Genomic DNA, 11709 nt, shown 5'->3' on the forward strand with positions numbered 1-11709 from the left:
TGTGGTGGCTCGTGTGCAGCACGATGCTCGCGATATTCGCGGGGTCGCGCAGCTCGGGGCGCTCGGTACCGAGCTTGCGGGCAAGGTCGATCCAGGCTTGCGCCTGGTACTCGGCAGAGTGCTCTTTCGTGTAAGAGTCGAGGATCGCCCGCTTGGGCTCACCCGGCGCAGGAAGCGGCACGTCGTAAGCGGCATCCTTACCGTCGAGCATCCAGGCGATCACGCCGTCTTCACCCTCGTAGATCGGGCTGGGGCTCGTCTAGCCGCGCATAGCCCGGTCGACGGCTTCGACTGCCATCTTGCCGGCGAACGCGGGGGCATGAGCCTTCCAGGTCGAGATCTCGCCCTTGCGGGATTGGCGGGTCGCGGTGGTCGTGTGCAGAGCCTGGCCCACTGCCTGATAGATCGTCTCGACATCCAAGCCGAGCAGTGTGCCGATACCCGCGGCAGCGGAGGGGCCGAGGTGGGCGACGTGGTCGATCTTGTGCTTATGGAGGGAGATCGCACGCACGAGGTACATCTGGATCTCGTATCCGGTGGCGATCCCTCGCACCAATGCTGCGCCGTCGGCGCCGACGTGCTGGGCCACGGCGAGGATCGGAGGGATGTTGTCTCCCGGGTGGGAGTATTCGGCGGCCAGGAACGTGTCGTGGTAGTCGAGCTCGCGCACCGCAACACCGTTCGCCCACGCCGCCCATTCGGGGCTCGTCCGCCGCTCGTTTGCGCAGCCGAAGACTGTCGCTCCGGCACCGCTGACCGAGACGGCGTGGTCGAGCGCCTGCTGCCGGGCGGCGCTCACCGGTCGCCGGGTGAGGGATGCGGCAGCGACTGACGCATTGTCGATGACACGGTTGATGATCATGTCGACGACCTCGGACTCGACCGCTATCGGGTCGGCGGCGACCTCGGCGATATGCCAGGCGAGCTGGCCCTCGCGAGCAAGGTTCTCGTCGCTGCGGTGGACACGGACGTGGTGCGTGATGGTCATGCTGCTCCGGGTTCGGTGCGGGCCTCGGCCAGGGAGGCGAGGATGCTGGTCAAAGCGTTGTGCAGGTGCACATGTGTGGCGTGCGCAGCGAGGTCGGCATCCTGCGCGGCTATCGCATGGGCGATCAGCGCGTGCTCTCCGACCGAGGCCGACAGTCGCTGGGGATTCTCGCGGGCAAGGCGACGCACGCGCACGAGGTGAGTGCGGATCGTGCGAAGCGCCGAACTCAGGTAGACGTTGTCGACGGCATCGTCGAGGGCGGCATCGAACCGCGCGATCAGGTCGTAGTAGTGCTCGCGGCCCTCACCGCGCAGCGACGTCCTGTCGAACTCCGCGGCGAGTTCCGCGAACTCGGCCGGGTCGGCCCGGGTCGCCGCGAGGCGCGCAGCAGCTTCTTCGAGAGCACGGCGGAATTCGAACAAGGCACGGATGTCACCGGCATCGACATCCGACACCACTGTGACGCGAGGCGACTGCTGAACGACCAGACCGTCGGCGGCCAGTCGCGCGAGCGCCTCACGCAGCGGAGTACGGCTCACACCGAGACGCGCTGCCTGCTCGACCTCCCCGAGCACAGCGCCGGCGGGGAGCTGCCCGTCCTGGATCTCGCCCAGGAGCGCCCGGTATGCGCGATCACTCGCTCGCATCCGTTCTCCCTTCGCCGCCCTTCATGTATACACAAAAGCACTGAATGTATCAATACGGGCATTGAGGGCGGCTCTAGGTATACAAAAGCGCGCGCTCCGCGTGTGCGTTAGTCACTCGGCGTCTGTTCGTAGAGACCGATGACGTTTCCGTCGGGGTCACTGATCACCGCCCACCAACGCGGCGGTGCCAGTCTGATCTTCGCGCGGGGCACTGACAAGAGTGTTGTGGTCACACCGGGCCTTCGAAGTTCACCGTGCGACGATGAGGCGGTGGACGACGCATCGGCCGCCGAACTCAGTCGGCTCCGCGCCCGGGCCTACGGCCCCGACGCCGACCTCGCCGACGACGCCGCGGCACGCTCGCGCTTGGAGGAACTCGAAGCGCAATTGCGAGCAGAGCGCGAGGCACAGCGCCCCTCGGTCGCGGCGGTGAGCCGGGCATCCGAGCCGCCAGCGGACGGTGTCGGTGCCCGCTCCGTCACGCCAGGGGGAGACACTTCCGCCACAGCCGTGGGAGCCGAAGACGACGAAGTTGCGGCGACGTCCCGCGTATGGGAGCTCGTCCACACGCTGACCTCGCGGCTGCCGCCGGTCGCTACCGCGATAGTCGCGGTGTCCATCGCGGGGGCCGTCGCGCTGACGGCATCCATCGTCTGGGGGCTCGCGTCTCTTCCCGTGATCTCGCAGACGACCGCGAGTCGCCAGGTAGCCACGCTCGAGGTCAGCGACGACGTCGCGATACCGGAGGGATTCTTCGGTACGACGTCGGAGCAAGCCATTGCCTACGAGTATTACGGGCTTCTGATCGTGCACTCGTCGGCCGGTGGCACGTTCTTCGGCGATGATGACTGTCTCCTCGCCGTCGACACGGATAACGTGACAGCCGACGGCCAGGGGGTGAACGGACCTCTCTACTACGGTTGCCGAACCGGAGCGTTCCCCGCGACGTTCGAGGTAGCGCTTGACAGTTCCGTGCCAGCAGAGCTGCGCGCGCAGTTTCCCGAGGGCGGTGCGCTGCAGTTCGTTCTGCACGGTGACCGGATCGGCGTCTTCTGGGACGGCGGCGCAACCCCGGCATAGCTTGCGGGGCCGCGGACTGCCCCGCCGGGCGTAAGGGCTCATGCGACCATGAAGCGATGAACGAGGATGCCGCTGCTGAGTTGCAGGCGCTTCGCGCGCGAGCCTGCGGCCCCGACGCCGATATCCTGCGCGACCCGGTGGCGTACGACCGACTGCAAGAGCTCGAAGCCCAGCTACGGACTGAGCAGCGAGAGCCGGAGCGCAGCGAGGGGCTCGCCGCTGCAGCGTCGGAGGCGTCAGCGGCGGCGAGCACCAACGACCCGGAGTCCGCGGGTACGGCAGTCCCCGGCAGCGACGAACCGGCGAGCGAATCAGGCGCGCGCGCAGCCTGGTCACCTCTCAGCCGCGTGCCCCCACCAGCGCGGGCCTTTTGGCTCCTGTCCGTGACGGCAGCAGCGACGCTTGCCGCATCCGTCACCTGGGGCCTCGCCTCGATTCCGGTGATCTCCGAGGGCTCGGGAGCGCGGCAAATTGCGGCGCTTGAGCCCGATCCATCGACGACCGCCCCGTCGTTCGGGAGCACAGATACACCCCCGGTGGGGTTTCAGTTCGCGGGCTACACGCTGATAACCGCCATCAACTCGAGCGACGGCGTCGACAGCGAGTGCCTGGTCGTTTTCAGAACTGAGGACGTTGACGACGAGTCGGGCTTCCCGAACGGGCCGACGTACTACGGATGCGGCGCCGGGGCTTTCCCGCCGACCGCGTCAGTGCAGATCCATGCAGGTTCGCCGGCAGCGGCTCTCGAACGCTTCGGGGACGGTGCCGCGCTGCAGTTCGTCTTGGAGGGCGACCGCGTCGGCGTCTTCGTCGACTCCGCACCCGAGGACCCGGTCAACTGACGCCGCGGGTGCCGAGTGCGGCAGCAAGCGCGGTGAGCGCGGGCCGCTGCGACGCGGTGAGCTTCTCAGCAGCGAAGGCCAGATGCATCCACTCGACGCGGTCGATCTCGGGAAAGCTCGCCACCTTCCCCGACCGTGGCGGCCACTCAAGCTCGAACTCCCCGAACACCGGATGCGAGATGTCGAGGCCTGATCCGTCGACCGCAAAGACAGTGATCGACTTGCGCGATGCGGCGAACGAGCCGAGGTCGATCACGGTGCCGCCCGGCGGATCGATCCCCAGCTCCTCGCGGAACTCCCGCCGCGCTGCCTCCAGTGGTGACTCCCCGGCCGGGTCGTACTCGCCCTTGGGGATCGTCCACGCTCCGGCATCCTTGCGCTGCCAGAACGGCCCGCCCATGTGAGCGATGAGCACCTCGAGACCACTCGAGCCATCCGACGACGAGACGACGGGGCGATACGCCAGCAGCCCGGCGCTCAATACTGACATCAGGTAGAGCCGTCCCGTCGACGCAGCGCAGCGCGCAGGCTCCGCACGAGCAGCAGTAGACCGCCGAGGCCGACGACACTGCCGAGGAACGGGAACAGCGGAACATCCTCGGTCAGTTGCGGGCCGCCCGATGAGATCGCGAGGGCGATGCCCGTGGCCAGAAGGGTGACCCCGACGAGCGTGCTCGTGAGTTGGCCGAGCATTCCCTCGATCCATCGCCGCTCTCCCGTGCTCTCGAACGAGCGGAGCCGCACCGAGAAGGTGCCCTGCTCGAGGGATCGCGAAATGTTCTCCAGGCGCCGGGGCGCCCGACGTACCTGTTCGAGAGCCAGAACGAGCTGGGTTTGAGCCGAGAGAGCTGCGGTGCGCAGCGACAGCATGCTGCGGGCGAAGTGCGGCGCCCGGCTGAGTGCCTGACCGACCATGTCATAGCCCGGCGACACCCGCCGCAGGCTCCCCTCGAGTGAACCGAGGGTGCGGAACACCAGCAGCAGAGACGGCGGCATCGCCAACCGATGATGACGAAGGGTGTCGAGCAGAAGCCGGAACACGTCCTCCCCCGCGGGCGCGTTTCGAACCCGGGTGATGATCGCGCCGACATCACGCTGGAGGGAGGCCTGGTCGACACCGTCGGGGTCGGGCTCGCACAGCAGCAGCACGATGTCCGTCGCCGCTTGATCGTCGTCTGCCTCCATCGCCGTCAACAGCGGTACGAGAAGGCGCCGCATGCTGGCCTCCAACACCCCGACAGCGCCGAAATCGATCAGCGCGACCTCTCCGCCCTCACAGAGGATCAGGTTTCCCGGATGCAGGTCGGCGTGGAACACCCCGCGCACCGCGATCTGCTCGAACACAGCATCCAGGACGCCGTCGGCGAGTTCCCGCGCGGCATCCGGTTCCACCGCGCCCTCGGGAAGCTTGCCGAAGGGCACCCCCTCGATCCGCTCCTGCACGATCATCCGCTGCGTGCACAGATCGCGATAGACCTGAGGAACGCGCAGCGGCATGGCGTGAGTCTTCGCAATCGCACCGCGCAGCATCTCGGCGTTTGCCACCTCGACGCGGTAGTCGAGCTCCTCCGTCAGCGCCCGAGAGAACTCGGTCACCAGCGCCACCGCTCCGTAGTCGGCTGCCCACGCGGTGCGCCGCTCGGCATCCCGGGCGAGCCGCTCGAGGATGTCGAGATCCGTGGTGACCTGCGCGCGGGCAGATGGCCGTTGGATCTTCACGACGACGCTCTCGCCCGACACGAGCGTCGCGGCGTGCACTTGGGCGACGGATGCCGCAGCCATGGGTTCCGGCTCAATCACGGCGAACACGTCGGCGATCGGCCGCCCGAGCTCTGCGTGGATCGCCGCTTCGGCTTCCGGCCAGGGAATCGGGGTCGAGTCCATCTGGAGCATCGACAGCGCTTCGATGAGGTCTCGCGGGAGCACGTCTTCGCGCGTGGAGAGCACCTGGCCGAGCTTGACGAAGGTGACGCCGGCCTCGGCGAGGGCAGCCACGAGCGCCTGCGGCAACGCCTCGCGCGCAGCATCCGATCGCCCGCGATACATCCCCAGGCCATGACGGGAGGCGATCGCGACGATCTGCGCGTACCGGCGGGCTCGATCCCGGCGACGGAAGGCCTCGCGCACGATCGTCACAGGGTTGCCGAGCGGGCGGCTCGGCCAGAGGAACTCGAGGGTGACGAGGATGATGACAACGACCGCGAACATCCAGCCGAGCACGAGGGCGACGAACGCCAGCACGATCGGGCTTCCGACGACGACACGATCACCGTCGACGATGTCGGCCTGTTCGAACACCCACACCGTCAACGGAAGTGAGCCGAGAAACACCACGGCAGAGGTCAGGAGCGCGCGCACCCATCCGATCTGCGCATCCAGGAGCCGCCGGCTGATCCACGCGGAGACCACCGCGAAGGCGACTGTGAGCAGAAGGACCGCAAGCCAGATCGGCATGACCCGATTGTGTCAGCCGCACGAATCCGACGCACGGGCTCCGTCGAAAGCCGACCGCATATGCTCACCGTCTACGCTGTCTCGCGACGCCGCCCTTCACCCGAACTGGAAGGCCCCCCATGGACCAGACCCCCGTTGCCGCTGCACCCGTCGGGCGCTTTGCCGGAGAGGAACTGTCAGGCGGCATTCGCGTCTGGCGCGGCATCCGGTACGCGCAGGCCCCCACCGGCGACGCGCGGTGGCGGGATCCCGTTGCCGCTGAACCTCTGGACGCCGGGACGACGGTCGACGTGACACGCTTCGGGCCCGCCGCACCGCAGAAGGCGAATCCGGCGATGGACCTCGGGCCGGACCCGATCTTCGACGAGGACTGCCTCTTCTTGAACGTCTGGAGCGGGGCCGATGCTGACACCCCGGCGCCGGTCATGGTGTGGCTGCACGGCGGGGCTTACACGTTCGGCTCCAGCAGCCAGCCGGTCTACGACGGTGAAGCCCTCGCGCGGCACGACGTCGTCGTGGTGACGATCAACTACCGGATCGGCGCGCTCGGCGTCCTCGATCTGTCGAGTCTGTCCGGCCCGGAGCAGCAGTTCGACGGAAACCTCGCGCTCAAAGACGTGCTGCTCGCGCTGCGATGGGTGCAGCACAACATCGCCGCCTTCGGTGGCGACCCCGACCGCGTGACGGTCTTCGGCGAATCGGCCGGCGCGGGCCTCGTGACGACGCTGCTCGCAGTCCCCAGCGCCGCGGGGCTCTTCTCCCGCGCGATCGCCGAGTCCTCACCCGTCTCGAGCGTCTACGACGCGGCGCGTGCCGAGACCGTCACCGGCCTGTTCCTGGCGGCAGTGGGCAACCCCGCCCCCGCGGACCTGCGCGCACTGCCGGTCGACACGATCGTCGAGGCCGGGATGACGGTGTTCGCGGAGGTCCCGGCGCAGCATCCGGGAACCATCGCGTTCGGTCCCGTCATCGACGGCGACCTGCTGCCAGAGGCGCCGGCGACAGTCCTCGCCGAGGGGCGTGGCCTGCCGGTACCGCTGCTGATCGGCACAAACAAGGACGAAGCTTCCCTGTTCCGCATGATGAAGTCGCCGCTCATGCCGATCCGTGAGGAGCAGATCGAGCAGATGCTCGCCGAGCTCGGCACCGAGCGCCCCGGCATCGACCTCCCCTCGATGGCCCAGGTACTCTCGGCATACGAGGGGGTGCGCCACCACGCGGTGGGGCTTGGGATCGCCCGCGACATCGGATTCCGGATGCCGACACTCTGGGCCGTCGAGGGGCACTCCCGGGTTGCACCGGTGTGGCTCTACCGGTTCGATCACGCCACTCCGATGCTGCATCTTCTGCGCATCGGGGCGACCCACGCCACCGAGCTTCCCTACGTGTGGGGCACGTTCGGGACCCGAGCGCACGACATCAGCTTCCGGCTCGGTGGCCGCCACGAGGCCGAACGGATCTCAGCGCGAATGCAGCAGCGGTGGACGGCCTTCGCCAAGGGCGACGCACCGAACGCTGATGGCGCGGTGGACTGGCCGGCGTTCGACACCGACACGCGCGCAACGCTCGTGATCGAGACCGAAGACCGTGTCGTCCCCGACCTCGATCACGAGCTGCGCACCGGTTGGGGAGACGAGGTCCTCGCCTTCCCCTGAGCCGTCACGCCCTCACGGGCGGGACCGTGGCGATGACTCTTCGGTGAGTGCCGGATCGGTCTCGGCGACCGATCCGAGGGTGGCGTCGATAGCCGCCATCGTGTCGGCATCCAGCGTGATCCCCGACGCCTTCACGGTGTCATCGAGCTGCTCAGGACGCGAGGCGCCGACGAGCGCTGCCGACACGTTCGGGTTCTGCAGCACCCACGCGATAGCGAGCTGCGGCAAGGTCAGCCCCGCCTGCTCGGCGACGGGATGCAGCTTCTGCACAGCGCTCAGCACGTCATCCGTCATGAACCGCTTGATGAAGCCGGCGCCGCTCTTCTCGTCGGTCGCCCGCGAACCGGCGGGAGCCGGCTGACCGGGCAGGTACTTGCCGCTGAGCACGCCCTGCGCCATCGGCGACCAGACGATCTGCGAGATGCCGAGCTCCTCGGAGGTCGGAATCACCTTCCCCTCGATGACGCGCCAGAGCGCGGAATACTGCGGCTGGTTCGAGACGAGCTGGATGCCGAGATCCTTGGCCAGCGCGTGCCCGGCGCGCAGCTGCTCGGCCGTCCACTCGCTCACACCGATGTAGAGGGCCTTACCCTGACGGACGATGTCGGCAAAGGCCTGCATCGTCTCCTCAAGCGGGGTCTCGTAGTCGTACCGGTGCGCCTGGTACAGGTCGACGTAGTCCGTCCCCAGGCGCTGCAGCGAGCCGTGGATGCCGTCCATGATGTGCTTGCGCGACAGACCCGAATCGTTGGCGCCACCCGGCCCGACGGGCCAGTAGACCTTGGTGAAGATCTCGAGCGACTCCCGACGCTGGCCCTTCAGCGCCTCGCCCAGCACCTGCTCGGCGACGGTGTTCGCGTACACGTCGGCGGTGTCGAAGCTCGTGATGCCGAGATCCAGCGCCCGGTGAACCGTCGCGATGGCCGCGTCGTTCTCGACCTGTGAGCCGTGGGTGATCCAGTTGCCGTACGTGATCTCCGTGACTTTGAAACCACTGTTGCCGAGGTAGCGATAGTTGACCATTGCTCCACGCTATCGCCGCGCCGCAGCGTGCGGGCCGGCGCGTCGTGAGCCAGGCCTACCCTGAAGGCGTGAGTACCGAAACACCCGAAGCGACGATCAGCACCGGAGCACTGCGCGGGAGCGTGAGTGAAGGCATCCGTCGCTTCCTCGGCATCCCGTACGCGGCGCCTCCGTTCGGCTCGCGGCGCTTTCAGCTGCCGTCAGCACCCGATAGCTGGACCGGAGTGCGGGATGCGACGCAGTTCGGTCCTGCAGCGCCGCAAACCCCCTACCGCGGCAGGATCGGCGAGCTCCTGCCGAGCCTGAACAGCGACGGCGCCGACGACGACATCCTGACCGTCAACGTGTGGACCCCGGCGAGCGCGACGGAGCCTGCATCCGAGCCGCTGCCCGTCGTGCTGTGGATCCACGGCGGCGCGTTCGAGCGCGGTGGCAGCTCCCTCGCCGGTTATGACGGCACGAGCTTTGCCCGCAGCGGCGTCGTGTTCGTCTCGGTGAACTACCGCCTCGGATCCGAGGGCTTCTCGGTGCTCCCGGATGCCCCGCGCAATCTCGGCCTCGAAGACGTCGCAGCGGCGCTGCGCTGGACCCACACCGAGATCGCCGCCTTCGGCGGCGATCCGTCACGCATCACGATCATGGGCGAGTCGGCCGGCGGGGCGCTGGTGGCAGCGCTCCTCTCGCGCCCCGACACCGCGCCGCTGATCGCCGGCGCGATCATCGAGTCCGGTCCCCTGGATGCCGCCGAACCGAAGCGAGCCGGACGCGTCACCCGCGCGCTCGCGAAGCGGCTCGGCATCCCGGCGACGCGCGAAGCGTTCGCCGCGCTGTCTCCTGCCGAGCTGCTGGCCGCCCGCACAGCGCAGGCAGCGGGCAGCTCGCCGCTGCGGGGCGCGCCCGGATTCCTGCTTGCGCGCGACCCACAGAGCCTTCCCGTTTCGCCTCGCCAAGCGCTCCCCACCGCCACGGCACCCGTTCTGATCGGCACCAACACCGACGAGTACCGCCTCTGGTTCACACCCGACGCCCTCGCGCGAATCTCGCCCTGGCAGGCGGCGCTGGGTCACCTCGCGCTCAAGATCCCGCGGGGCGCGGTGCGGGCCTATCGGACGCAGTTCCCGGATGCCGGCGCCGGCGACCGACTCGGGCAGGCGCTCACTGACTCGATGCTGCGAGCGCCGATGACCCAGGTGGCTGATCGCCGGACGTCCCCGACCTTCGTGTATGAGTTCGCCTGGCAGAGCCCCGTGGACGGCCTCGGTGCCGGACACGCGCTCGAACTCGGCTTCGTCTTCGACGGCCTCGACAATCCCGACAGCATCCGAATGGCCGGGGATGCTCCCCCGCAGGGTCTCGCGCACGAGATGCACGACGCCTGGGTGCGGATGATCCGCGACGGCAACCCGGGATGGGAGCCGTTCACGCCCGGGCGGCGGGTGCGCGTCTTCGATGTCGAATCACGGACACTCCCGTTGCCACGCGCCGACGCTGTCGATGCCTTCAGCTCGGCATCCTGACCCGAGTCACGAGGCGGAGGCGGCCGCCTGGTCATCCTCGGTGGCAACCAACTGCCCGCACGCCCCGTCGATCTCTTTGCCACGGGTGTCGCGCAGGGTCGTCGGGATGCCCGCGGCGTTCAGGCGCCGCACGAACTCGTTCTGTACGTGCGGTTCGGATGCCGTCCAGATGGACCCTGGCGTCGGATTGAGCGGAATCGGGTTCACGTGCACCCAGCCCCGCCCGCGCGCGTTGAGCTTGTCCGCCAGCAGATCGGCGCGCCACGGATGGTCGTTCATGTCTTTGATGAGGGCGTACTCGATCGACACGCGTCGCCCCGTCCGCTCGAAGTAGCCACGGGCGGCATCCAGCGCCTCGTCGACCTTCCAGCGGGAATTGACCGGAATGAGCTCATCGCGCAGCTCGTCGTCGGGCGCGTGCAGAGATAGGGCGAACGTGACCGGGATGTCTTCGGCGGCAAGTTTCGTGATCGCCGGCACGAGGCCCACTGTCGACACCGTGATGCCGCGAGCGCTCATGCCCATGCCGTGCTTCTTGTCGGTCATCACACGAACCGCCTGCATGACGCGGGCGTAGTTGGCCAGCGGCTCACCCATCCCCATGAAGACGATGTTCGAAACCCGCTCGAGGGACTGGTCGCTGCTGCGCTTGCCGCCAAGTTCACCACGGGCAATCACCTGATTGGCGCGCACGACCTGATCGACGATCTCGGCAGCCGACATGTTGCGGGTAAGTCCCGCCTGGCCGGTCGCGCAGAACGGGCAGTTCATGCCGCATCCGGCCTGGCTCGACACGCACAGGGTGATCCGGCCCGGGTAGCGCATCAGCACAGACTCGACGAGTGCGCCATCGTGCAGCTTCCAGAGGAACTTGATCGTGTCGCCCTTGTCGGTGTCGAGCCGACGCACCTCTGTCAGCAGCGGCGGCAGCAGCCCGGCGACAAGTTCTTCGCGCCCGGATGCCGGCAGATCCGTCATCTCTGCCGGATCGCTCGTCCAGCGCGTCAGGTAGTGGCGCTCAAGCTGACCGGCACGAAAGCCCGGCAGGCCGAGTTCCTTGGCCTTCTCGACGCGCTGCTCGGGAGTCAGGTCGGCCAGGTGCACGGGAGGCTTGCCTCGCTTGGGGCTCGCAAACTGGAGGAGTGGCCGGCCCTCGGCATCCTTCTTCTGCTGCCATCCTTCGGTAGCTGGGCGCACCTGCGGCGCGCCGGAGGACGTGGGAGGGAGCGCGCGAGCCATGACTCCAGGGTAAGCGAGCGGATGCCGCGCAGCCCTGCATGCCCTGCGACGCCCTGTTGGCCCGGCGACGCCCTGTTGGCCCTGTCAAGCCCTCCCCCCGAGGAGACCCGCCCAGTACCGTGAGGTCGTGACCCGCGACGACCTCGACATCCGCCCGATCACTCCCGCAGACTCCGGGGAGGTCCTCACGCTCCAGCGCGCCGCGTTCGTGCAGGAGGCGCTCATCTATGGCACCCCGCACATGCCCCCCTTGACGCAGACGCT

9 protein-coding genes and 2 pseudogenes are annotated in these 11709 nt (G+C 68.2%); 5 read left to right on the forward strand and 6 right to left on the reverse strand.

The annotated features are described in order from the left end of the window. Both Q1V87_RS04485 and Q1V87_RS04490 read right to left on the reverse strand, forming a co-directional pair. Positions 1–988, reverse strand: a pseudogene (locus Q1V87_RS04485) (MmgE/PrpD family protein); the annotation flags it as partial. After that, positions 985–1635, reverse strand: coding sequence for a GntR family transcriptional regulator (locus Q1V87_RS04490; protein ID WP_300591019.1), 651 nt, complete (start codon positions 1633–1635; stop codon positions 985–987). The gene Q1V87_RS04490 and the pseudogene Q1V87_RS04485, both read right to left, overlap by 4 nt. Positions 1636–1905: 270 nt before the next feature. Between Q1V87_RS04490 and Q1V87_RS04495 the strand changes: the two genes are divergently transcribed. Then, positions 1906–2715, forward strand: a complete 810-nt coding sequence (locus Q1V87_RS04495) for a hypothetical protein (RefSeq protein ID WP_300591020.1) — start codon at positions 1906–1908, stop codon at positions 2713–2715. Between the two features lie 56 nt (positions 2716–2771). Next, on the forward strand, positions 2772–3557 hold the full coding sequence (locus Q1V87_RS04500) for a hypothetical protein (protein ID WP_300591021.1): 786 nt from the start codon (positions 2772–2774) through the stop codon (positions 3555–3557). Here the strand turns inward: Q1V87_RS04500 and Q1V87_RS04505 are convergent. Further along, complete coding sequence (locus Q1V87_RS04505; protein WP_292707494.1) at positions 3550–4047, reverse strand: NUDIX domain-containing protein; 498 nt, start codon at positions 4045–4047, stop codon at positions 3550–3552. The genes Q1V87_RS04500 and Q1V87_RS04505 overlap by 8 nt on opposite strands. Further along, positions 4047–6011, reverse strand: coding sequence for an AarF/UbiB family protein (locus Q1V87_RS04510; RefSeq protein WP_300591022.1), 1965 nt, complete (start codon positions 6009–6011; stop codon positions 4047–4049). The genes Q1V87_RS04505 and Q1V87_RS04510 overlap by 1 nt, the downstream gene beginning before the upstream one ends. 119 nt (positions 6012–6130) lie before the next feature. Between Q1V87_RS04510 and Q1V87_RS04515 the strand changes: the two genes are divergently transcribed. After that, positions 6131–7666, forward strand: a complete 1536-nt coding sequence (locus Q1V87_RS04515) for a carboxylesterase/lipase family protein (protein ID WP_300591023.1) — start codon at positions 6131–6133, stop codon at positions 7664–7666. A 12-nt stretch (positions 7667–7678) separates the two neighbouring features. Here the strand turns inward: Q1V87_RS04515 and Q1V87_RS04520 are convergent, their stop codons facing one another. Continuing rightward, on the reverse strand, positions 7679–8689 hold the full coding sequence (locus Q1V87_RS04520) for an aldo/keto reductase family protein (RefSeq protein ID WP_300591024.1): 1011 nt from the start codon (positions 8687–8689) through the stop codon (positions 7679–7681). A gap of 68 nt (positions 8690–8757) precedes the next feature. On the opposite strand from Q1V87_RS04520, the gene Q1V87_RS04525 reads away from it, so the two are divergent. Then, positions 8758–10206 carry a carboxylesterase family protein gene (locus Q1V87_RS04525; RefSeq protein ID WP_300591025.1) on the forward strand — a complete coding sequence of 483 codons (1449 nt, stop codon included), beginning with the start codon at positions 8758–8760 and terminating at the stop codon, positions 10204–10206. Positions 10207–10212: 6 nt separating this feature from the next. Here Q1V87_RS04525 and rlmN read toward each other — a convergent pair whose 3' ends face one another. Continuing rightward, positions 10213–11445 carry a 23S rRNA (adenine(2503)-C(2))-methyltransferase RlmN gene (gene rlmN / locus Q1V87_RS04530; RefSeq protein ID WP_300591026.1) on the reverse strand — a complete coding sequence of 411 codons (1233 nt, stop codon included), beginning with the start codon at positions 11443–11445 and terminating at the stop codon, positions 10213–10215. Between the two features lie 127 nt (positions 11446–11572). Here rlmN and Q1V87_RS04535 point away from each other — a divergent pair. Then, positions 11573–11709 (forward strand): annotated as a pseudogene (locus tag Q1V87_RS04535) (GNAT family N-acetyltransferase); the annotation flags it as partial.

The organism is Microbacterium sp., assembly GCF_030149085.1.
Classification (GTDB): domain Bacteria; phylum Actinomycetota; class Actinomycetes; order Actinomycetales; family Microbacteriaceae; genus Microbacterium.

Coding starts and splice junctions, on each gene's coding strand:
- Q1V87_RS04490 (WP_300591019.1), bottom strand. CDS start 1,635: ATGCGAGCGAGTGATCGCGCATACCGGGCGCTCCTGGGCGAGATCCAG.
- Q1V87_RS04500 (WP_300591021.1), top strand. CDS start 2,772: ATGAACGAGGATGCCGCTGCTGAGTTGCAGGCGCTTCGCGCGCGAGCC.
- Q1V87_RS04505 (WP_292707494.1), bottom strand. CDS start 4,047: ATGTCAGTATTGAGCGCCGGGCTGCTGGCGTATCGCCCCGTCGTCTCG.
- Q1V87_RS04510 (WP_300591022.1), bottom strand. CDS start 6,011: ATGCCGATCTGGCTTGCGGTCCTTCTGCTCACAGTCGCCTTCGCGGTG.
- Q1V87_RS04515 (WP_300591023.1), top strand. CDS start 6,131: ATGGACCAGACCCCCGTTGCCGCTGCACCCGTCGGGCGCTTTGCCGGA.
- Q1V87_RS04520 (WP_300591024.1), bottom strand. CDS start 8,689: ATGGTCAACTATCGCTACCTCGGCAACAGTGGTTTCAAAGTCACGGAG.
- rlmN (WP_300591026.1), bottom strand. CDS start 11,445: ATGGCTCGCGCGCTCCCTCCCACGTCCTCCGGCGCGCCGCAGGTGCGC.